This is a genomic window from Streptomyces sp. NPDC051364 (assembly GCF_040682115.1).
Lineage (GTDB): Bacteria > Actinomycetota > Actinomycetes > Streptomycetales > Streptomycetaceae > Streptomyces.
Map to the genome: position 1 here is coordinate 78,256 of NZ_JBFBAH010000024.1, position 21,386 is coordinate 99,641.

Consider the following 21,386-nt stretch of genomic DNA (forward strand, 5'->3'; position numbering starts at 1 on the left):
CAGGCGGTCCCTTTCGGCGTGTCGCCCGCCAGGCCCCCGGGCCCCCGTACCCGTCCCCCCGTACGCTCCAGCCAGGAATCCACATGAGCAGACACCGCACCCGCACCCGGCCCCCCGTGACCCTGGCGCTCCCCGCGCTGCTCGCCGTCGCGTTCCTGCTGCTGCCCCTCATCGGCATCCTCACCCGCACCGAGTGGGGCGAACTCGGCGCCCACCTCACCAGCCCCGGTGTGGTCGAGGCCCTGCGCCTCTCGCTGTTCGTGTCCCTGTGGGCCCTCGGTCTCTCGCTGCTCCTCGGTGTGCCGCTCGCCTGGCTGCTGGCCCGTGTCCCGTTCAAGGGAAAGGCCTTCGTCCGCTCGCTGGTGCTGCTCCCGATGGTGCTGCCGCCGACCGTCGGCGGTGTGGCGCTGCTGCTGGGCTTCGGGCGGCGCGGACTGCTCGGGCCCTGGCTCGAGGGCACGTTCGGCATCACGCTGCCCTTCCACACGTCAGGCGCCGTCGTCGCGGCCACCTTTGTCGCCATGCCGTTCCTCGTGATCAGCCTGGAGGGTGCGCTCGGCGGGCTCAAGCAGAGCTACGAGGAGACCGCCGCCTCCCTCGGCGCCTCGCCGGTGCGGGTGTTCTTCACCGTGACGCTGCCGATGGTGGCGCCCGGCCTGATCGCGGGCGCCGCGCTCACCTGGGCCCGTGCGCTGGGTGAGTTCGGCGCGACGATCACCTTCGCCGGCAACCTGCCCGGCACCACCCAGACGCTGCCGCTCCAGGTCTACCTGCTGCTCCAGGACCAGCCCGAAGCCGCCACCTCCGTGTCCCTGCTGCTGCTCGTGATCGCCATGGCGGTACTGATCGCCCTGCGCGGCCGCTGGACCGGCACCCCGGTCGCCCGTACACCCGCCGAGGCTCCGCAACTGCCGGAGGAGGCGGCGGCCGCGGCCCTCGAAGCCGAGCGGACACCGACAGCCCCGGTACCGGCCGGCCCGGCCTCCGCGACGCCCGCCGCCGGCGACCTGGCCTCCGACCTGCCCGGCGCCCCCCACGACGACGGCCGCTGGCCGCTGCACGCCGTCGTCACCGGCTTCAACGAGCTCACCCTCGACGCCGAACCCGGTACCACCATCGCCGTCGTCGGCGAGAACGGCGCCGGCAAGACCACCCTGCTGCGCGCCCTTCTCGGCCTCACTCCGCGCGCCCACGCCGAACTCCGGCTCGGCGACACCGACGTCACTGCGCTGCCCTCGCACAAGCGCCAGGTGGCCTGGGTCCCGCAGGACGGCGCGCTGTTCCCGCACCTGAGCGCGCTGGCCAACACCGCGTACGGGCTGCGCGCCCGCCGGGTGCCGCGCGCCGAGGCCCGCCGCGAGGCGCAGCAGTGGCTCGGCCGGCTCGGCGTCGGCCACCTCGCCCACCGCAAGCCCGCCCAGCTGTCCGGTGGCCAGGCCCAGCGCGTCGCCCTGGCCCGCGCCCTGGCCACCCGGCCCCGCCTGCTGCTCCTCGACGAGCCGCTCGCCGCCCTCGACCAGACCACCCGGGCCCGCGTTCGGCACACCCTGCGCACACACCTGGCCGGCTTCGGCGGGGTCTGCCTCATCGTCACGCACGACCCCGTCGAGGCGGTGTCGCTGGCCGACCGGGTCCTCGTACTCGCCGACGGGCGCACCCTCCAGGACGCCCCGCCCTCCGAGGTCACGCGCCACCCGCGCTCCCCGTGGGTCGCCCGGATGCTCGGCCGCAACGCCTGGTCCGGCACGGCGTCGACCGACGGGCTCGTACTCGCCGCCGGGGGACGGCTGGTGGTGGCGGAGGCGCTGCCCGAGGGGTCCCGGGCACTGGCGATCATCGGCCCCGAGGCGGTGTCCGTGCACCGCGACCGCCCGACGGGCAGTCCCCGCAACGTCTGGCAGGGCTCCGTACGGGAGATCACCGCGGTCGGCAGCCGGCTGCGCGTGCTGGTCGGCTCGGCGGAGGCCCCCGACCTGGTCGCGGAGATCACCCCGGAGGCCGCGGCCGAACTGGGCCTGGTCGACGGCTCGAAGGTGTGGACGAGCGTGAAGGCGACCGAGGTCACGCTGGTGGAGCTCTAAGCGGCCTCGGGGAAGTGGGGTGCGTTTCCGCGTCGTGCGGTGCGGTGCATCGCAAGGGGGAGCGGCGCCCCCGTACCGGGCGTACTCGGGTGCCACGACGACAACGCCGCGAGGTGCCGTGCCGGGCGGCGCGGGGGCGTGCCCCACTTCCCCGAGACCGCTCAGGGGGCCTGCCGGACGGCGAGCCAGTCCCGCCGGGCGAAGGCGTCCACGCCCACCAGGGTCCGTCCGGTGCGCGGGGCCGCGACGGACAGCACGCCCTCGGAGCGGCCGGCCACGAAGGCCGGGGCGCCGAGGGTGAGCACGGCGGCACGCTTCCCGGTGGTGCGCCGGAACTCGGCGAGCAGGTGCGCCGTCAAGGCCGTTTCCTTGCGGTCGACGGTGTCCGGCGCATCCGCCCGTACGACGGCCAGCGCGCCCGTGGCCGGATCCCGGGCGGCGGCCGCCAGAGCCTTGTGCAGGGCCCGCATCCGGTCCAGACCGCCGCCGCCCAAGGTGGGCCGGGTGGTGTCGAGCGGCAGAAACCGTACGCCGCGGTGCACGAACTCCGGGCGGTCGGCGCCGGTCAGCACGAAGTCGGCCCCGCCGTCCCCGGTCCCCGCCCGGCTCCCCCCGGCCGGCTCGACGGCGAACCGCCAGGGCCGCGCCCGGACCCCGGCCTCGGTGGCCACGATCGGATCCCGGACCACGGGCGCTGCGGCGGGCCCCGTGGGCGGGGTCCGGGCGCCGAGCGTGTCGAGGGCCAGCCGTCCGGGGCCCGTCCCCCCGACCGCCGAAAGCCGGGTCACGCTGAGCGGCGGCTCGGCGGTGGCCGGGAGCGGCAGGGTGAGCTCCCGCCAGCCGGTCCAGTCCACGGCGGGCCCGCGCACCGTGACGGCCGCCCCGTCGGCGTCGGCCAGCTCCACCGCGGGCCGGGCCCCGGAGCCGTCGCCGCCGACCCAGAGCGTGAGCGAACGGGCCAGCTCCGGGACGGGGAGGGGCCGGGGCGGGGCGGCGCTCCCCTGGGCCGCGGCCCCGGTCAGCTCCAGGGCGAGCCCCGCACCGGGATGCCCCTCGGCCGCGGAGGCGCCCGGCCCGGTCCAGTCGGCGACGTCGGCCAGATCGGTGACGGGGAACGTCACCAGCCCGACCCCCAGGGCAAGTTCGGTGGTAAGGCCGGAGCCGGAGCCGGGCGCTCCGGCAGCCCCGGCAGCACCACCCGCCCGGACCGTGGCGCGCAGGCGGCCCGTGGCCTTGGGGACGAGGGCGGTGACGGTGAAGCCCCCGTGCCCGTCGTCGGTGACGCGCCACCGCGACCGGTCGAACTCCAGGGCCACGTCCTGGGGTTCCACGACGGCGGCCGCGCCCTGCGCGTCGTACCCGGTCAGCCGGAATCCCGCGCTCTCCCCCTGCTCCGCGAGCCCGATCCGGGCCTGCGTGGGCCGGATCCGGGTCAGCGGGCCGAGGACCTCGAGCGGGAGCTCGCCTTGCGGGAGTTCGCCTTGCGGGACCGCGCCGTGCGCCGTCGTGCGCCGGGCGTGCGCCGTCGCACGGCCGGGGCGCACAGCGTGGAACACCCCGGCGGAGTCGACCGTGCCGGCCCCGTCGGCCGACCACACCGGCGCGCCCGGCGCCGGGCCCAGCAGCGCGTCGTACCCGGTGGCCGTGAGGGTCCGGGTGAGCCGGGGGAAGACCCGGGTGAGGTCCTCCGTGGTGCCGCCGACGGGTTCGACCCGGTAGCCGGCGGTCCGGCCGGAGCCCGCCGGGGCCGTGAGGACGAGCCCGTTGGACACCCGCCGCAGCCGCCCGTCCGACGGGGAGTTCTCCAGCGCGAGCGCCGTCGCCCCGCTCAGCCCGGCGAGCAGGGTCGAGGAGCCGCCGCCGTCGAGGTTCAGGGCCTCGACGGCGCCGAGCCGGTGCATCAGGCGGCCCAGCGCGGTCAGGGTGAGGCCGCCGCTGTCCCGCTGGCGGCCGTCCACGGTGAGGATCCGCAGCCGCCGCCCGTCGCGCGAGAACCCGACGGCCGTGCGCGGGGCGGCGGTGTTGTTCGGCTCGCCGTCGTGGTTCTGCGGGACGCCGGCCACGACGAGGGCCTCGCGCCCGCCGACGGCCGCCACCGGGACCGGTCCGGCGTCCGCGAGGGCCCGGGCGGCGACGGCCACGGCGTCCCCGGGGCGCAGGGCGGCGAGTTCGGCAGCGGCCGCACCGCCGGCGGCGGTCAGCACGGTGGTGCCGGGTGCGGGGCGCTCCCGCCGGGCCGGGCTGCGTACCGGCGGGGCGGCTGTCGTGACCCGGCCGTCCCGGACCGCCACGGCGGTGCCCACGGCGGGCAGTTCCGCCCCCGGCCAGTCGGCGGTGTACGCGGCGAGGCCCACGGCGGGCGGCCGGGCCGCGTTGTACCCGGCGAGCGGGCGCACCGCCCCGCCGGGCAGGGTGACGCTCCCGTCGAGTGCGATGCGCAGGACCCGCCCGATGCCGTCGGCGCCGAATCCGACGGCCGGGGCCGCGCCGGGCCCGGGGGTCGCGGAGTGCAGCAGCCGGCCGCCGCCCAGGCCGGGGCCGAGCGGTGCGCCCGTACCGCGGATGTCGAAGAAGTCTCCGTTCACGGCGGCGACCACGCGCCGCCCGGGCCCTGCGGGGTGGCGGGCGGCGGCCTCGGCGACGGTGGCCGGTCCGTGGCCGCCCAGGTACTCGGCGCGGACGCCGCCGCGTCCGCCGAGGTCGACGAGGACCTCGTCGATCCGCAGCCAGCGGTCGGCTTCCAGCCGGTCGTACGACTCCAGGCGGATCCCGGGGGCGATCTGCCGGCCGCTACGGGCGGTCTCGATGCCGTCGGCCTGCGCGGCGGCGGATGCCTCGGCGGGGCCGGCCAGGGCCACGGCGAGCAGGACGGGCAGCAGCGGACGGAGGCTCAGCACCCTGGCAGGATCGGCCACTCGGCCCGCCCCGGGCGGGCACGACCGTTCGCGCCCCGCGGTTTCAGCCATTCGCCCGGCCACACGGGGCACGGGCTCCCACTCCGGGCCCGGATAAGGATTTGGCGGCCGGATGCCGGGCTGGCATGGTTCGGACGTGTCCCGCCGCAGGTCAGCGGGGCATCCGCTGCTTCGTCACATGTTCCCGTGGGGGGTACACACCGCATGTCCTTCAACGAGCCGCCGGGCCCGCCGACTCCGCCCCCGTCGCAGGAGCAGCAGCAGCCCGTCGCGCAGCCGTACCCGCAGCAGGCACCGCCGCAGCCGTACCCGGCTCAGGCCTACCCGGCCCAGCCGTACCCCGGCCCGCAGCCCTACCCCGGCCGGCCCTTCCCCGGGCAGCCCCGGCCCGGGTACCCCGCCGGGCCGTACCCGGGCCTGCCGTACCCGGGGCCTCACCCCACCACCGACGTGCTGCGCTCGCCGCGCGGCCTGGCGGTCGCGCTCACCGCGCTGCTGTCGGTCGCGGCCGTGGTCAACCTGTTCTCGGCGGGCATCAGCGGGTACGTCTTCTCGCTCATGCAGAGCCTGATCGCGGACCCGGCGAAGGTCGGTGACAGCACGCTCGAGCAGGGGGACCTCCTGACCGGCGTCGCCGGCGTACTCCAGTTCGTGATGCTGCTGGCGACGGCGGTCGTCTTCGTCATCTGGTTCCACCGCGTGCGCGTGAACGGCGAGATCTTCGCCCCCGACGGCTTCTCGCAGACCCGCGGCTGGGCCATCGGCAGCTGGTTCATCCCGATCGGCAATCTCTTCCTGCCGTTCCGCATCGCGAAGCAGATCTGGGCCGCCAGCACCCAGCGCGGGCCCGACGGCTCCTACCGCGAGGTCTCCGCCGTGCCCCTCAACGCCTGGTGGGGGCTGTGGGTCGGCTCGCTGGTGCTCGACCGCGTCTTCGGCACGATGTACGAGCGGGCCGAGACCCCGGAGGCGCTGCGCGCGGCGTCCGCCGTGGGGATCGTCACCGACCTGTTCACGGTCGGCGCCGCCGTACTCGCCATCGTCTTCGTCCGCAGGCTGACGGCCCTGCAGACCACCAAGGCGCAGCAGGGCCCGCACGCGGCCGTCTGAGCCCGCCGGGCTGAAACCCGCCGGTCTGAAACCCGCCGGGCGTTTCTCAAGGCACCGCGTGCCCCGGGACGGCGAACTCGCACCACACGCTCTTCCCGCCACCCCGGGGCTCCACGCCCCATTCCTCCGCGAGCTGGTCCACGAGCAGCAGGCCGCGCCCGGACACCGCCCAGTCGCCCGCCTCGCGCCGGTGCGGCAGGGCGCTGCTGGAGTCCTCGACCTCGATCCGGATCCGGCCGTCCGCAGCCAGCCGTACGTTGACGTGGCCGCCGCCGTCGGTGTGTACCAGGGCGTTGGTCATCAGCTCGTCCGCCGCCAGTTCGATCTCGTCGGCCCGCTCCGCGGCGCCCCAGGCGGCCACCGCCGCCCGGATCAGGTGGCGGGCCATCGCCGGGCCCTCGGGGTCGCCCGGGGTGAGCCGCAGGCGCAGCGGGCCGCCGCCGCGCGGGGTGGGGGTGCCGCGGCGGCGCAGCAGGAGCAGGGCCATGTCGTCCCCGACGCCCGCGTCGCCGACGAGGTCGCACAGCACGTCGGCGAGCTCCTCGACGTCGACCGGGCCGCTGTGGACCGCTTCCATGAGCTCGCGAATGCCGGCCTCGGGGTCGCCGTCCTGCCGTTCGAGCAGGCCGTCGGTGCACAGCACCAGGGTGTCGCCGGGGTGCAGTTCGAGGCTGGTGACGGGATAGCCGGAGCCGGTTCCGGACTGCTCGCGCGGCGGCAGCCCGAGCGGGAGTCCGCCGGCCACCTGGATCCGGTGGCAGCTGCCGTTGCCGCGCCGCACCACCGGGTCGAGGTGGCCGGCGCGGACCATCTGGAGCATGCCGGTGTTCAGGTCCACCTCGGCGTAGGTACAGGTGGCGAATCGTTCCGTCTCGAGCTCCCGCAGGAAGGTCGAGGCCCGGGCCATGGCCGTGCCGGGCGTGTGCCCCTCGGCGACGTAGGCCCGCAGGACGATCCGCAGCTGGCCCATGACGGCCGCCGCGTCCGTGTCGTGCCCTTCCACGTCGCCGATCATCACCCCGACCCGGCCCTCGCCGAGCGGGATCACGTCGTACCAGTCGCCGCCGATTTCCCGCCCCATCCGGGCGGCCCGGTACCGTACGGCGATCCGCGCTCCCGGCACCTCCGGGATCCGGCGCGGCAGCATGGCCCGCTGCAGGCCCTCCGCGAGGTCGTGCTCCTGTTCGAAGAGGATGGCGCGCTGGAGGCTCTGCGCGATGCCGCTGCCGAGCGCGACGAGCAGGTTCCGCTCCTCGGCGGTGAAATCGCCGTCCCGCTTGTACAGCAGCCCGAGCGCGCCGATGGCCCGGCCCTGGGCGATCAGCGGCAGGTAGACGCCGCTGTGTACGGCCAGCGGCTCGATGTACGGCCAGAGGTCCGGGTAGCGCTGCTGGAACTCCTCGCGCGAGGCGAGGAACACCGGCTGCAGGTTCCGTACGGCCTCGCTCATCGGGAACTGCGCGTCGATGCGGGTGTACTCGATCTCCGGGACGTACGAGGCGAGCTGCCCCTCCGCGACAAGATGGATGCGGCCGCCGTCCACGACGCCGAGCATCACGCTGACCGCGCCGAGGTGGCCGAGGGCCTCGGGGTCCTTCAGGACGTCGGTCACGTCGTTGACGGTGCGGGCATGGGCCAGGATGGCGCTGGTCCGCTCGACGACGCCGGTCATCCGGCGCCGCCCCTCCGCCTGCTCCCCGCCGGCGCCTGGCTCGCCGGGGTCGTGGGCGGCGTCGCGCAGGATCCCGATGATCCGGTACGGGCGGCCGTTCGCCTCGCGCAGGATGTGGCCCTGGATGTGGGTCCAGGCCGGGGTGCCGTCGCGGCGCCGGGTGCGGACGTACGCCCCGTAGTGGCTCCGGCCGTCCTTGAGCGCCTGCGCCACCCGGGCGTCGAGCCGGACCTCCTCGCCGGGTGACACCCGCGACCGCAGCCCCTCGGGGGTGCCTTTGAACTCCTCCGGGCGCAGGTCGAGGACCTCGAGGGCGGTGGGATCCAGATGCATCTGCCCACTGTCGAGGTCCCAGTCGAAAGTGCCCATGCGGTTGAGCGCGAGGCTCATGTCCGGCTGCGCGGGCCAGTCGACCTCGGGGCTCGCTCCCCTTTCGGCCATGCAGCCAGGGTCTCACCGTTCCCGCACGTATGCCCGCCCGCGTCAGGTCCCGGCGTCGCCGTCGGCTCCGCGCCGCTCCGTCGCGGGAGGCTGGGTCGGGGTGCCGGCCCGGGTCGTCGCGTCCGTGTCAGCCCCGGGCTCGTTCGTCCTCGGCCTCAGCTCCGGCGCCACCGAGGACGGCGGCGCCGGAGACGGTGGTTCCGCCAAGCTCGGCGGGGGCGCCGGCGCGGAGGAGACGGACGCGGACGCGGTCACCGGCGGCTTCGAGGACGCGGGCGCCGACGCGGGCTGCGAGACGGACGGCGTGACGGACCCGGGCGGCGCCTTGGACTCCGGCGGCGTCGGGGTCGGCATCGGCGATTCGGGCTTGAGCGGTGCCTTGGACGCGGGCTTGGAGGGCGCCGTGGACTCGGGCTTGGACGGGAACCCGGAAGGGCGCCCGGAAGGCAGCGCGGTCTTCGTCGGCGATTGCGCCGCGGACGGCGGGGCCTTCGTGACCGACGGGCTCGGCGGCACCGGCGTGATCGGCGGCTTCGGAATCACGGGCGGCGGCACCGGCTTGTCGTGCTTGGCCTGGTGGTCGCCGCGGCCACGCTCGAACCAGTGCCGGTCGTGGCGGTCGTAGATGACGAACTTCTGGACGACGGCCACCGACGGCGCGACGGCGACCACGTTCTTGGGCTGGTACGAGCTCCACGGCTCACCGGACCGCTTCGGGTTGCCCTTCAGCGCCACCGGGGACCCGAGCGGGTTGCCGCACGCGCACCGCACCCGCGGCACCCCGCGGGCATCGACCAGCACTGCCGTCCCGGCCTGCAGCACCGCCTGGTAGCCGGTGGCCTTGCCGTCGCGGTAACCGTGGTTGGTGACGCGGGTGTCCATGCCCAGCTGAACCGGGGTGAGCGAGCGCAGGTAGCCGGGTACGGTCGCCGGCTGGATGCCGAGCGCCGAGGCGAAGGCGCTGTTCTTGGCGGGCTGGGCGGTCAGCACCTGGATCTGCTTCTCGACGTCGCAGCTGGCCGTTGCCTTCGTACCGCCGTACAGGCCCGGCGCCGCGCCGCTGACGCTGCGCGTGACGATGGCGCCGGTGGTGGGTGCCGCGCTCTGTGGCACGGGCGGTGTAGCGGTCTGCGGCGGTGGAGTGGCCTCCTTCGCGGCGGTGGACTCCGTGAACGGGTCCGGGCCGGCCACGGCGGCGGGCTGCAGGAACACCTCGCCGCCGGCGGTGGAGGTGCCGCTGGGCCGGGTCAGGACCACGGCGAGGGCCACCGCAGCGACCACCGCGACGAGCGCGGTGGCCAGCCGGGGCCCGGACCGCCACCAGGGACCGCCGGGCGGTGGCCCCGGTGGCGTGCCTCCGGGCGGTGCCGGCGGCGGGGGTGGCGGCGGCCCCTCCCGCCCGCCCGAGAGGGGGCCGGAAGGGGGACCTGCGGGGCGCTCGGCCGGCGGGTGTATGGACTGCGTCGGCTGCTGCGGCTCCCGGCCGGAGGGTTGCGTCGTCACGTGCCCTTCTTCCCGGGCGGAGGAGTTCCGGCCCCTGTGGCCCCTCCGTGACTCGGACTCGGACACGGAGGCGCCACGCGGACACGGAGATGACTCGGACACGGAGATGCCGGGACTTCCTGCACTCCTGCGGACCATTGTCTGCGCCGCTCGGGTGGTGGCCGCAAGCCGAGCGTGCCTACGGTGGCAGCGTGAGCAGTCCGTCAGCACCCACTTCGCCACCCGGGGGCTCCGCGAGGGCATGGCGGGACGCCCTCGTCGCCGTCGTGGCGGGCTTCGCGGTGATGGCCGCCGTCGCCGCGGCGGGACTGGCCTGCGCGGGGGCGACCGACCTGCCCGGCGGGGCGTTCCCTCGGGTGGTCGCGGCGGTCGTCGTACTGGCGGCCGGCGGATCGGTCGAGGTGACCGGCGCGGCCGGCTTCCTGGCCGACGCCCATGCGAGCCTGTCCGTACTGCCACTCTCGGTGAGTCTCGCCGGGGCCCTCACGGCCGGCGCGCTCTTCCTGCGCCCCCTGCACAACCGTGCGGTGACCCGGCCGGGCGAACTCGCGGCCCGCGCCGTCCCGTTGGTCTTGCTGTGGCTGCTCGCCCTCACCGGCACCGCGTTCCTCGCCCGCCAGACCTTCGGCATCTCCACGGGCGACTCCCTCGTCGCCGACCTCGGCGAACTCCTCGACTCCGCCCCGACGGTCGGCTTCAGGGCCGCCCTGCCCGCGACCCTCTTCTTCGGACTGCTGTGGATCCTCGGCCTGTTGCTCATCGCCCTGCTGATCTCGCGCCGGGCGCCGCTCCCGGCCCGGCTGGTCCGCTTCCACGCGGCGGTGCGGCCCGCCGCCTTCGCCACCGTGGCGCTGCTCCTCGCGTACGTCGTCATCGGCCTCGGCGTCGGCGTGGTCGTGGCCGTCACGCAGGGCCACGCGGGCCGGACGTTCGCCGTGATCCTGCTCGGCTTGCCGAACCTCGCCTGGCTCGCGCTCACCCTGGGCCTCGGCGGGGCCTGGGAGGGCCGTGTCGAGGGGCTGTTCGGGCTGCCGATGCCGCAGTTGCTGGACCAGGTGATGCGCGGGCCGGACCTGTCCACGGTCGACGTGGGCTCACTCGCGCAGCAGGACTCCCGGGCCTGGTGGCTGGTGGCCGTGGCCGCCGTGCTGCTGCTCGGCACGGGCTTCCTGGCGGCCGTACGCTCCCCCGCGCACGTCCGCGCCTGGCAGCACGCGCTCCACCTGGGCGTGGCTCTCGCCCTCACCACCCTGACGGTGTGCCTGCTGACCGCCTTCGAGGCCCGGTTCGGGCTGTCCCTGCTCGGCATCGGCAACGTCGGCATGCTCGACGCGAAGACGGAGCTGCGCCCCGAGCTGTGGCGCAACGTGGGCCTCGCCCTGGTCTGGGGCGCGCTCGCGGGCTTCCTCGGGGCCCTGCTGGCCCGTCCGGTGCACCGCCGCGGTCTCGTCGAGAAGCCGCCCGAGACCATCGCCCGCTGAGCCGGTGCCGCGTCAGGCAACGTTCGCCCCGTCCCGCCGCCTGCCGATCGCTCGTACGGCCCCGGCTCACGCGCCCTCCGGCGGTGACACGACCTGCGTCGGTTCGCGCCCTTCGCCTGCGGGCCCCCGTCCTGGTTCCCGGCCGGGTTCGCGCCCCGCTGCACCGCGGGCCCGCCCGCCTGCCGTTGCCGTGTCCACCCTTGGGCCGGGCGATTCCTTGCGTTCCGTCTCCGCGGCCGGCGGCTCCGGCTCGGCCGAGTCCCCCGGCCCCGTGCCGACCGCGTACGTCGTGAGGCGGGTGCCGTCGCCGTACATCCAGCGCCCGCTGGCCTCTTCGTACAGCCAGACGGCCTCGTCGTCGACCACGATCCCGATCCGCAGCCCCTGGGTCGCCCGCCGGAAGCCCTCGGTGTCCGTGCGCCCGGCGGCGAGTTCCTCGGCGGCCTGCCGGTAGCGCTGCAGGGTCTCGGCGCCGTGTGCGAGCAGCGGCAGCGGGTCCTCCTCGGCGTGCGCGATCGGCCGGCCACCGGTCGGCGGCGGCTCGGGCACGGCGACCAGGAGCCGTCCGTCCACCCAGGCGGACCACCCGTTGGCGCACAGGATCTCCCCCCATTCCCCGCGCCGGGACAGGAGTTGCACGGGCAGGAAGGGGTCCAGGGGCACGGTGGGCCGGGAGACGTCGGGCTCTTCCCAGGCGGGCAGCCCCTCGCGGGGGACCACGTGCGTGGGCTGGAAGTCGAAGGGCCCGGTCAGGTTGGCCATCGACGCCTACTTTCGCATGATCGCGGGCTCGTGGCGGCGCAGCAGCCGCAGGACCAGCACTCCGAACAGTACGGACAGGCCCACGAGCATCCCGAGATCGAGCAGCCACACCCCGGCGCTGTGCGCGAAGAGCGGGTCGTCGGTCAGTTTCCCGGGGACGATCGCGCCGAGGTCGATGGTGCCGGCCATGGCGCCGAGCGCCCACCGGGACGGCACCAGCCAGGCCAGCTGCGCGATCACCGGCACGCCGTTCAGCTGCAACAGGGCTCCGCAGAAGACCACCTGGACGATGGCGAGGAGGACCAGCAGCGGCATGGTGACCTCCTCCTTCCGGACCAGGGCGGAGACCAGCAGGCCGAGCATCATCGCGGTGAAGGACAGCAGGGCGACGGCGAGGGTGATTTCGGCGAGGGGCGTGAAGAAGACCCCTTTGCCGCCGGGGGCGTTGGTCTTCACTCCGTAGAGGCCGACGAGCGTCATCACCACGGCCTGGGCCACGGTGATGGCGCCGAGCACCACCACCTTGGACATCAGGTACGCGGATCTGGACAGGCCGACGGCGCGTTCGCGCTGGTAGATGACTCGCTCCTTGACCAGTTCCCGTACGCCGTTGGCGGCGCCCGTCAGCACGCCGCCGACGCACAGGATGAGCAGGGCGTTGATCGCCGTCTCCTTGGTGAGGGAGCTGCCGGCCAGGGCCCGGGTCATGGCGCCCATGACGAACGGCAGGGCGATCATGATGACGAGGAAGGTGCGGTCGGCGCCGAGCGCGGCGGCGTAGCGGCGGACCAGTGTGGAGAGCTGGGAGCCCCAGCTCTGGGCCTTGGGCGGCGGGGCGACGAAGCCGGCCGCCCCGGACCGGTCCTCGTCGAGCCGGGGCTGCCGCGCGGCGTTCTGTACGTAGGTGCGGTGCTGCGGGGAGGTGCGGTACTCCCCCTCCCAGTCCCGGCCCTGCTGGTTCTCGAAGGCTTCGAAGGCCTCTGGCCATTCGGCGAACCCGAAGAAGCCGAGGGTCTCCTCGGGCGGCCCGAACCAGGCGATGCGCCCGCCCGGGGCGAGGACCAGCAGCCGGTCGCAGACGTCGAGGCTGAGCACGCTGTGGGTGACGACGATGACGGTGCGCCCGTCGTCGGCGAGGCTGCGCAGCATGTGCATCACGGAGCGGTCCATGCCGGGGTCGAGGCCGGAGGTGGGCTCGTCCAGGAAGAGCAGGGAGGGCTTGGTCAGCAGTTCCAGGGCGACGGAGACGCGTTTGCGCTGACCGCCGGAGAGGCTGTGGATGGGCTGGTCGGCGCGCTGCCCGAGGCCGAGTTCGCCGATCACCTCGTCGACCCGGGCCTGGCGTTCGGCCCGGGCGGTGTCCTGCGGGAAGCGCAGTTCGGCGGCGTAGGCGAGGGCGCGGCGGACGGTGAGCTGCGCGTGCAGGATGTCGTCCTGGGGGACGAGGCCGATGCGGCTGCGCAGTTCGGCGTAGTCGCGGTAGAGGTCGCGTCCGTCGTACAGGACGCTGCCGTGGTCGGCTGGGCGCAGTCCGGTGAGGGCGCCGAGGAGGGTGGACTTGCCGGCGCCGCTGGGGCCGACGACGGCGAGCAGGCATTTGGCGCCGACGGGGAAGGAGACGTGGTCGAGGAGGGTCTTGCGGCCGCGGTCGACGGTGACGGCGAGGTCCTGGACGTCGAGGGAGACCTCTCCGGTGTCGAGGTACTCCTGGAGCTGGTCGCCGACGAGGCAGAGCGCGGTGTGGCCGATGCCGACGATGTCGCCCTCGGCGACGGGGGCGCGTTCGATGCGGGCCCCGTTGAGGAAGGTGCCGTTGTGGCTGCCGAGGTCGGTGATCTCGTACGTGCCGTCGGCGAGGGCGTGCAGTTCGGCGTGCCGGCGGGAGACGACGAGGTCGTCGATGACGAGGTCGCTGTCGGGGGCGCGGCCGATGCGCACGGCGGTCCGGGTGGGGAGCGGGCGCACGGTGGTGGGGCGGCGGAAGGTGCCGGTCAGGGACGGAGTGGACACCGAGGACGGCCTGGAGACGGCGGGCCCGCCGTTCGGGACCGTGCCGAGGCACCGGGCGCGCGGGCCGTCGGAGGCGTTGCCGAAGCGCAGCTCGCTGCCGACGCCGATGCTCCACTCGTGGACACGGTGGCCGTCGACCCAGGTTCCGTTGGTGCTGTGCTCGTCCTCCACGGTCCAGTGGTCGCCGTCGGGGCGCAGGATCGCGTGGTGCCAGGAGACGCGGGCGTCGTCGAGGCAGATTTCGCACAGGGGGTCCCGGCCGACGTGGTACGTCCGGCCCGGGCTCATCGCGGTGGAGCCCGTGTCGGTTTCCAGGACGAGCTCGGGCGCGGTCGGCACACCGGGGCGCTGGACCATGAGCAGATTTTCCCACGATCCGACCGGTCCAGCATAACCGCAGGTCAGCGGCCTCTTATGGGTAATGACAACGGTCCCCGTTGCAGCCTTTGCCCATTGCGTCACGGTGCGCTTCACTTCACCCGTCGGAACCGAACACACGGGGGACGCCATGAGTGGGCACGACCACGCACACGACGACCACGGCCACGCCGCCGGCCACGACCAGGGCGGTCACGGTCACGGCGGCCACAGCCACGGGGTCTCCGCTGACGCCGACCGGCGCTGGCTGGCCATCGCGCTCGGCCTGATCGGCGCGTTCATGGCGGTCGAGGTGGTCATCGGCATCGTGGCCCAGTCCCTGGCCCTGATCTCCGACGCCGCCCATATGCTCACCGACGCCGTCTCCATCGTCCTCGCGCTGATCGCGATGCGGCTCGCGGCCCGCCCTGCGCGCGGCGGATTCACGTACGGCCTCAAACGCGCGGAGATACTCTCCGCCCAGGCCAACGGGCTCACCCTGCTCCTGCTCGCGGCCTGGCTGGCGTACGAGGCGGTCCGGCGGCTGATGGACCCGCCGGAGGTGGCGGGCGGGCTGGTCCTCGTGACGGCGCTCGCGGGCATCGTCGTGAACGTGGCGGCCGCATGGTGCATCTCCAGGGCGAACCGCTCCTCGCTCGCCGTCGAGGGCGCCTACCAGCACATCCTGAACGACCTGTTCGCCTTCATCGGCACCGCCGTCGCCGGTCTGATCGTGCTCACCACGGGATTCGTCCAGGCCGACGCGATCGCCACGCTCGTGGTCGTGGTGCTGATGGTCAAGGCGGGCTACGGGCTGGTCCGCGAGTCCGGCCGGATCTTCCTGGAGGCCGCGCCGGCGCACATGGACCCGGACGCGGTGGGCGACCAGCTGGCCGGGCACCCGCCCGTCACCGAGGTGCACGACCTGCACATCTGGACGATCACCTCCGGGCAGGCGGCCCTCTCGGCGCACGTGCTCGTCGAACCGGCCGGCGACTGCCACGCCGTACGCCGCGACCTGGAGCGGCTGCTGGAGAAGGAGTACGGGATCACGCACACCACCCTCCAGGTGGACCACGTACAGGAAGCGCTGCTCAGCGTCGGCCGCCCGGGCGAGGACCCGGCCGACCCGCACTGCGCGGACGCCCACGGCCCGGTGCACCGGCAGGGCCCGCACGACCACTGACGGCTGACGGCTGACGGCTGGTCCACGGCCGCGCCGGCGGCCGATCGCCGGTGGCCGCGCTGACCCTCCCGCCCACGGGGCATACATGCACGCATGACGCAGAAGCGCAGCGCCGGACTGCTCCTGTTCCGTACGGCCGCCGAGCCCGCCACCTCGGCTCAGGGCGCCGTCGAAGTACTCCTCGGCCATATGGGCGGCCCCTTCTGGGAGCACAAGGACGACGGGTCGTGGGCCATCCCCAAGGGCGAGTACGAGGCGGACGAGACCCCGCTCGACGCGGCCCGCCGGGAGTTCACCGAGGAGATCGGCCTGCCGCCGCCGGAGGGCCCGTACCTTCCGCTGGGCGAGGTGCGGATCCCGGGCGGCAAGCTGGTGACGATCTGGGCCGTCAGGGCCGACCTCGATCCGGCGCTGATGGTGCCGGGGACATTCACGATGGAGTGGCCCCCGCACTCGGGCCGGACGCAGGAGTTCCCCGAGTTGGACCGGGTGGCCTGGTTCACTCCACCCGTGGCCGAAAGTAAGCTGACCCCCTCTCAAATTCCCTTCTTGGGGAGGCTGTTGGTGCTCCTGAAGGGTTGACCTGACCTTGACTTGCCAACAAACCCCACGTGCATGGACATTGCACATATGACGAACGTCGTGCTGGTGGGAACCCTGGACACCAAGGGTGTCGAGTACGGCTGGCTGCGCGAGAGGCTGCTGCGCACCGGCGTCGAAGTGATCATGGTCGACACAGGCATCATGGGCGAGCCCCGGGTGCCCGCGGACGTACCGCGCGAAGCGGTGGCCCGGGCAGCGGGAACGGAACTGCCGGAACTACGCGCGGCCGCCGACCGGGGTGCGGCCGTGAGCACGATGGCCAGAGGCGCCGAGGCGACGCTGTTACGCCTGCACGCCGAGGGCCGGCTGCACGCGGTGCTCGCCATCGGCGGCAGCGGCGGCACCTCCATCGCCACCCGGGCGATGCGCGCGCTGCCGCTGGGCGTGCCGAAGCTGATGGTCTCGTCCATGGCGTCCGGGGACGTGGCCCCGTACGTCGGATCCTCGGACATCGCGATGATGTACAGCGTGGTGGACATCGCGGGGATCAACAGCATCTCCGCGCCGGTCCTGGCGAACGCGGTCGAGGCGGCCGCGGGGATGGCCAAGGCCTTCGAACGGGCCTCGCGTGAGCTGCACCGCCCGGTCCGGCTGGGCGCCGGCTCCCGGCCGCTGATCGCGGCGAGCATGGCGGGCGTCACCACCATCGGGGTGGACGCCGCCCGCGAGCACCTGACCGAACTCGGCTACGAGGTGCTGGTCTTCCACGTCAGCGGCACCGGCGGCCGCACCCTGGAGACCCTGGCCGGGCAGGGCATCTTCGCGGGCGTGCTCGACCTGACGCTCAGCGAGCTGGCCGACGACCTGTGCGGCGGCATCCTCACCGCCGGCCCCGACCGGCTCAGCGCGGCCGGGCGGGCCGGGATTCCGCAGGTGGTGAGCCTGGGGGCGCTGGACATGGTGAAGTTCGGGCCGCTGGAGACCCTGCCCGAACGGGCCCGCTACCGGCGGGTCCACGTACACAACCCGTCCATCACGGTAATACGTACGACCCCCGCCGAGTGCGCGGAGCTCGGCCGCCGGGTCGCCGCCAAACTCCGCGCGGCGACCGGCCCCACGGCCGTCTGCGTCCCACTCCGCGGACTGTCCACGCTCGGCGCGCCGGGGGGCACCTACCATGACCCCGACGCGGACCGGGCCCTGTTCTCGGCGCTGCGCGAGGGGCTGCGCGGCAGCTCCGCCCGACTCTACGACTACGACACCCACATCAACGACCCGGACTTCGGGAGGGCGGCGGCCGACCGGCTGCACGCCATGATCGGCGCGGCACGGGCCGCGGCGTGACCGTCGTCTGACCGCCGACCGACCGCCGTGCGAGATGCCCGGCAGGGTTGGGAACCGGCCGTGGCGGAAACCGTGTCCCTGGGTGTGGCCGGTCGGCGTGCGACCGGGCCTGGGGCTCGGTGACGCCACGGACGGGGGCAGACGATGAAGAACGTGTGGACGGTGCCCGGCTATGCGCAGGTCCGGGAGCTCGGCTCGGGTGGCAGCGGCCGCGTGGTCCTCGCCGTCCACGAGGCCACGGGCACGCCGGTCGCGGTGAAGTACCTCAGCGACCGGCTGCGCGAGGACCCGGCGTTCGTCGGGGAGTTCCGGGCCGAGGCCCGGCTGCTCGGCGGACTGGACACGCCGTACGTGGTGCGGTTGTACGAGTACGTGGAGGCGCCCGACGGCGCCGCCATCGTGATGGAGCTGGTCGACGGGATCTCCCTGCGCGCGCTGCTGAAGCAGGCCGGGCAGGCCGATCCCGAGGCCGCTCTGGTGGTGCTGAAGGGCTCTCTGCTGGGCCTGGCCGCGGCGCACCGGGCGGGTGTCGTCCACCGCGACTACAAGCCCGAGAACGTACTGGTCGCCCCCGACGGCTCCTCGAAGCTGGTGGACTTCGGCATCGCCGCACGCCGCGGTACGACGCCCGGGGTGGCCGGTACCCCGGCGTACATGGCCCCCGAGCAGTGGCAGGGCCGGCCGGCCTCGCCCGCGGCCGACGTGTACGCGGCGACGGCGACGTTCTTCGAGTGCCTGACCGGCCGCAAGCCGTTCGCCGGGGAGAACTTCGCGGAGCTCGCCGTCCAGCACATAGAGGCGCCGGTCCCGGAGACCGAGGCCCCCGAGCCGGTACGCCCGCTGATCCGGCGGGGTCTGGCCAAGGCCCCGGAGCAGCGGCCGGAGAACGCCGAGGCGTTCGTGGCGGAGCTGGAGGGCGTGGCGCTCGCCGCGTACGGGCCGGACTGGGAGGAGCGCGGGCAGCGCAAGCTCGCGGCGCTGGCCGCGCTGCTGCCGCTGCTGTTCCCTTCGGCGGGCGCCCCCGCCGCGGGGACCACGGCGGTGGCGACGACCACGATCGCGAGCCCCTCGCGTTGGGCCCCGGGCCGGCGTGGCCTGATCGCGGGCGGCGCGGCGCTGGTCCTGGGCGTACTGACGGCGCTCACCTACAGCGCGGTCGGCGGGGAGACCGGCGGGGCCTCGGCGCTGAACGCGTTCGCGACGTCCAGCGCGAGCCCCGGCGGTACGGGCCCTGCACCGGCTCCCGGCCCGAGCGTGTCCGCCTCTCCCTCGCCGTCCCCGTCCCCGTCCCCCTCGCCGTCCCCGTCCGCGTCGCCGTCGCCCACCCCGAGCCCGAGCTACTCGCCGACGGTGACGCCCACGATCACGGCGCCGACGACGGAACCGCCCACCACCCCGCCGCCCTCACCGAAGCCGACGGTGGTCGTCGGCGCGGTGTCCGTCACCGTTCGCCAGACGGGGCTCTCCCTCGGCCAGGCGACCGTGGCCGTCAAGGCGTCGGGCAGCGCGCCGGTGACGGTGGTGCTCGAATGGTTCACCGGTGATGCCGAGGGAAAGCTGGGCAGGCCCGACGGCGCACCGGACACCCTCACGTACCAGCCGGGTGCCGCGCCGCTCGTCCAGGCTCACACGTTCTCCGGCACGGGCTGCTACTGGGGCGTGCGGGCCACCACCAAGCCCGCCGCCGGCAACGGCTCCTCGACCTCCCAGGTCTTCATCAGGCGGTGCACGATCTCATGAGCGACAGCGACGACGACTACAGCGCCACCGTGCTCGGCAGCCACTGGTTCAGCGGGCCGCCGCAGCCGCAGGAGGCCGTGCCCGACCGGGTCGAGGGGTCGGTCCTGCGGTTCGGGCCTGGGGTGACGGCCGCCATGCCGGCGCCGTTCCCCGTGGTCGCGGAGCCGGTGCCGGCGCGCCGGCGCGGGGAGTGGCGCCGGTACACCCTGGCGGCCGTCGTCCTGCTCGCGGTGCTCGCGTACCTGGCCTGGCAGCGGTACGGCCCGGCCATCGAGGTGCGGGACGTGACGGTCGCCGCCGCCGACCCGCAGGGTCCCGGCTGCGATTCCGCCGCCGACGTGGTGGCCGTCGTACGGACCAACGGGCGGCCCGGGACCCTGACGTACCGGTGGATCCGCTCCGACGGCACGCAGTCGGAGCAGCTCACCGAGCGGGTGCCGCGCGGGAAGAAGGAGGCCCGGCTGCACCTGCTGTGGACCTTCCAGGGCCGGGGCACGTACGCGGCCGAGGCGAAGCTCCAGCTGGTCTCGCCCGGGCAGCGCACCGCGGCAACGCAGTTCACGTACCGCTGCAACGGCTAGACGGCACCGTCCTTCCGGCCGAGGCGGCCGTCGCGGCCGTGGCCGTCGGGCCGAAGCGCGCGCACCCCGCCCGCTGGTTGACTCGTAGGCGTTGACGAGGGGCTCAGGGACGCCCTCCGGCACCCCTGCGTGTGTCACGTTCCAGCCGGCGAACACCCCTACCGGAGCGTGGCCGTCCCGCACGGATGCCAGTCCGCGCGGGAGGCCCGCAGCCGCTTTGGGGAGTGGCTGCGGGCCATCCTGCCGACCTGTCCGTGGCAGGCCGGGTCCGAACCCCCTTGTTTCAACGTTTCAGAACCTGGCGTGGGCGGTGATGTCCGCCTCGAACTCGCCCGTCATCGCAGGGGTCACCGTCGGCCTGCACTGCGCGACCGCCGCCAGGTAGTCCTGCGTGGAGGCGCCTGGCTGGGCCGCCGCCGCGCCGCGCGCGCCCACCGCCTCCAGGTCCCGCTCGAAGGACACCTGCGCCGCGATCCGCGCCGCGTGCTCGATGTCGGCCGGGGTGAACAGCTCGCTGGTGGCCACCAAGGCCGCCACGTCCACATCCGTCCGGCCCGCCGTGTAGCGGGACCAGATCGCGGCACGCGCCCCGGCGTCCGGGGTGCCGATCGGGATCAGGTAGTCGAAGCGCCCCGGCCGCAGGAACGCCGGGTCCAGGGAGCGGATGGAGTTGGTGGCGCACACCAGCAGCCGCTCGTCACCCTCCCGGAATCCGGGGATCAGCTTGAGCAGTTCGTTGGTCACCCCGTGGATCCCGCCGGGCTGCGCGGGCTCGGTGCGTACGGGCGCGATCTCCTCGACCTCGTCGATGAAGACGAGGACCCGCTCCAGCTCGGCGATCCGGGCGAACGCGTCGCGCAGCGCGGCGGCCAGATTGCCCTCGTCGGCGAGGCGGGACGGCAGCAGTTCCACGAACGGCCAGCCGAGCCGGGAGGCGATGGCGCGGGCGAAGGTGGTCTTGCCGGTGCCCGGCGGGCCGAAGAGGGTGATGGCGCGCGGCGGCCGCACGCCGTGCGCGGCGGCCCGCTCGGGCTCGGCGAGCGGCAGCACCACGCGCCGCTCTATGAGGTCCTTCTCCTGCTCCATGCCGGCGACCTTGGTCCACAGGTCGTTCGGCAGGAAGCGGCCGCCGAGGTCGTCGAGGAGGCCGGCCGCCGGTCCGTGCAGCGGCTCGGTCTTCTCGAAGTAGGCCACGGCGGGCTGGCGCGTGTAGCCGGCGTTGAGCAGGCCCTCGCCGAGCAGGTCCTCCTCGGGCAGGACGTACGCGATCCGGCCGACGCGGGCGGCGATCAGCCGCCGCTCCAGCTCGACGAGCAGGGCGCTGGCCAGGCCCCGGCCGCGCCATCCCGCGGCGATCGCGACCCGCATCACCCAGGCCCGCTCGCCGGTGACGCAGGCGAGGGCCGCGCCGATCGGGACGCCCTGGTGGACGGCGACCACGCACGGCTGCCGGCCGGTGAGGGCGCTGATGCACTCGGCGAGCGAGAAGACGGATTCCTGGCCGAGTTCGGCCGTGGTGTCGATCAGATGGACCACAGCGGCGAGATCGCTCTCGCGGTAGTCGTGGATGAGCCAGTTCACCGGGTACCGCCCCTCGTTCGTGCTCCTGCGGCGAGGCTAGGGGCGGCCGGGCCCGGCGATCACGCTCCGCGGTGCACAA

14 protein-coding genes are annotated in these 21,386 nt (G+C 74.5%); 8 read left to right on the forward strand and 6 right to left on the reverse strand.

Translation table 11 applies throughout. From position 1 onward, the window contains the following. Positions 1-83 precede the first annotated feature (83 nt). Positions 84-2,081, forward strand: coding sequence for an ABC transporter permease (locus AB0M76_RS33100; RefSeq protein ID WP_365956446.1), 1,998 nt, complete (start codon positions 84-86; stop codon positions 2,079-2,081). A 161-nt stretch (positions 2,082-2,242) separates the two neighbouring features. Here the strand turns inward: AB0M76_RS33100 and AB0M76_RS33105 are convergent, their stop codons facing one another. Beyond that, positions 2,243-4,978: a phosphodiester glycosidase family protein gene (locus AB0M76_RS33105; protein ID WP_365956447.1), complete on the reverse strand. Its 2,736-nt coding sequence runs from the start codon at positions 4,976-4,978 to the stop codon at positions 2,243-2,245. Between the two features lie 222 nt (positions 4,979-5,200). On the opposite strand from AB0M76_RS33105, the gene AB0M76_RS33110 reads away from it, so the two are divergent. After that, complete coding sequence (locus tag AB0M76_RS33110; protein ID WP_365956448.1) at positions 5,201-6,106, forward strand: DUF4328 domain-containing protein; 906 nt, start codon at positions 5,201-5,203, stop codon at positions 6,104-6,106. Positions 6,107-6,152: 46 nt separating this feature from the next. On the opposite strand, the gene AB0M76_RS33115 is transcribed toward AB0M76_RS33110, so the two are convergent. Further along, positions 6,153-8,219: a SpoIIE family protein phosphatase gene (locus AB0M76_RS33115; RefSeq protein ID WP_365956449.1), complete on the reverse strand. Its 2,067-nt coding sequence runs from the start codon at positions 8,217-8,219 to the stop codon at positions 6,153-6,155. Between the two features lie 42 nt (positions 8,220-8,261). Beyond that, complete coding sequence (locus tag AB0M76_RS33120) at positions 8,262-9,722, reverse strand: DUF6777 domain-containing protein (protein WP_365956450.1); 1,461 nt, start codon at positions 9,720-9,722, stop codon at positions 8,262-8,264. A gap of 191 nt (positions 9,723-9,913) precedes the next feature. On the opposite strand from AB0M76_RS33120, the gene AB0M76_RS33125 reads away from it, so the two are divergent. Next, entirely contained in the window at positions 9,914-11,203 is a 1,290-nt protein-coding gene (locus tag AB0M76_RS33125) for a streptophobe family protein (protein WP_365956451.1), read from the forward strand. 66 nt (positions 11,204-11,269) lie between these two features. Here the strand turns inward: AB0M76_RS33125 and AB0M76_RS33130 are convergent, their stop codons facing one another. Together AB0M76_RS33130 and AB0M76_RS33135 are read right to left on the reverse strand one after the other, a co-directional pair. Beyond that, on the reverse strand, positions 11,270-11,965 hold the full coding sequence (locus AB0M76_RS33130) for a hypothetical protein (RefSeq protein ID WP_365956452.1): 696 nt from the start codon (positions 11,963-11,965) through the stop codon (positions 11,270-11,272). Between the two features lie 6 nt (positions 11,966-11,971). Then, positions 11,972-14,332, reverse strand: coding sequence for an FHA domain-containing protein (locus AB0M76_RS33135; RefSeq protein ID WP_365956453.1), 2,361 nt, complete (start codon positions 14,330-14,332; stop codon positions 11,972-11,974). Positions 14,333-14,483: 151 nt separating this feature from the next. Here AB0M76_RS33135 and AB0M76_RS33140 point away from each other — a divergent pair, with 151 nt between their 5' ends. The 5 genes from AB0M76_RS33140 (at position 14,484) to AB0M76_RS33160 (ending at position 19,726) form a co-directional block, all read left to right on the forward strand. Next, positions 14,484-15,518 carry a cation diffusion facilitator family transporter gene (locus tag AB0M76_RS33140; RefSeq protein ID WP_365956454.1) on the forward strand — a complete coding sequence of 345 codons (1,035 nt, stop codon included), beginning with the start codon at positions 14,484-14,486 and terminating at the stop codon, positions 15,516-15,518. A 93-nt stretch (positions 15,519-15,611) separates the two neighbouring features. Then, positions 15,612-16,100 carry an NUDIX domain-containing protein gene (locus AB0M76_RS33145; RefSeq protein ID WP_365956455.1) on the forward strand — a complete coding sequence of 163 codons (489 nt, stop codon included), beginning with the start codon at positions 15,612-15,614 and terminating at the stop codon, positions 16,098-16,100. Positions 16,101-16,148: 48 nt separating this feature from the next. After that, complete coding sequence (locus tag AB0M76_RS33150; protein ID WP_365956456.1) at positions 16,149-17,405, forward strand: Tm-1-like ATP-binding domain-containing protein; 1,257 nt, start codon at positions 16,149-16,151, stop codon at positions 17,403-17,405. Between the two features lie 144 nt (positions 17,406-17,549). After that, positions 17,550-19,145: a serine/threonine-protein kinase gene (locus AB0M76_RS33155; RefSeq protein ID WP_365956457.1), complete on the forward strand. Its 1,596-nt coding sequence runs from the start codon at positions 17,550-17,552 to the stop codon at positions 19,143-19,145. Further along, positions 19,142-19,726 (forward strand): hypothetical protein, encoded by a 585-nt coding sequence (locus tag AB0M76_RS33160; protein WP_365956458.1) that lies wholly within the window; start codon positions 19,142-19,144, stop codon positions 19,724-19,726. The genes AB0M76_RS33155 and AB0M76_RS33160 overlap by 4 nt, the downstream gene beginning before the upstream one ends. Before the next feature lie 291 nt (positions 19,727-20,017). Here AB0M76_RS33160 and AB0M76_RS33165 read toward each other — a convergent pair whose 3' ends face one another. Then, positions 20,018-21,307 carry a bifunctional GNAT family N-acetyltransferase/ATP-binding protein gene (locus AB0M76_RS33165; protein ID WP_365956459.1) on the reverse strand — a complete coding sequence of 430 codons (1,290 nt, stop codon included), beginning with the start codon at positions 21,305-21,307 and terminating at the stop codon, positions 20,018-20,020. Positions 21,308-21,386 lie beyond the last annotated feature (79 nt).

What these genes read in the sequence shown, in the direction of transcription:
- AB0M76_RS33135 (WP_365956453.1), bottom strand. Translation starts at nt 14,332, where the DNA reads ATGGTCCAGCGCCCCGGTGTGCCGACCGCGCCCGAGCTCGTCCTGGAA.
- AB0M76_RS33155 (WP_365956457.1), top strand. Translation starts at nt 17,550, where the DNA reads ATGAAGAACGTGTGGACGGTGCCCGGCTATGCGCAGGTCCGGGAGCTC.
- AB0M76_RS33160 (WP_365956458.1), top strand. Translation starts at nt 19,142, where the DNA reads ATGAGCGACAGCGACGACGACTACAGCGCCACCGTGCTCGGCAGCCAC.
- AB0M76_RS33100 (WP_365956446.1), top strand. Translation starts at nt 84, where the DNA reads ATGAGCAGACACCGCACCCGCACCCGGCCCCCCGTGACCCTGGCGCTC.
- AB0M76_RS33150 (WP_365956456.1), top strand. Translation starts at nt 16,149, where the DNA reads ATGACGAACGTCGTGCTGGTGGGAACCCTGGACACCAAGGGTGTCGAG.
- AB0M76_RS33145 (WP_365956455.1), top strand. Translation starts at nt 15,612, where the DNA reads ATGACGCAGAAGCGCAGCGCCGGACTGCTCCTGTTCCGTACGGCCGCC.
- AB0M76_RS33110 (WP_365956448.1), top strand. Translation starts at nt 5,201, where the DNA reads ATGTCCTTCAACGAGCCGCCGGGCCCGCCGACTCCGCCCCCGTCGCAG.
- AB0M76_RS33115 (WP_365956449.1), bottom strand. Translation starts at nt 8,219, where the DNA reads ATGGCCGAAAGGGGAGCGAGCCCCGAGGTCGACTGGCCCGCGCAGCCG.
- AB0M76_RS33130 (WP_365956452.1), bottom strand. Translation starts at nt 11,965, where the DNA reads ATGGCCAACCTGACCGGGCCCTTCGACTTCCAGCCCACGCACGTGGTC.
- AB0M76_RS33140 (WP_365956454.1), top strand. Translation starts at nt 14,484, where the DNA reads ATGAGTGGGCACGACCACGCACACGACGACCACGGCCACGCCGCCGGC.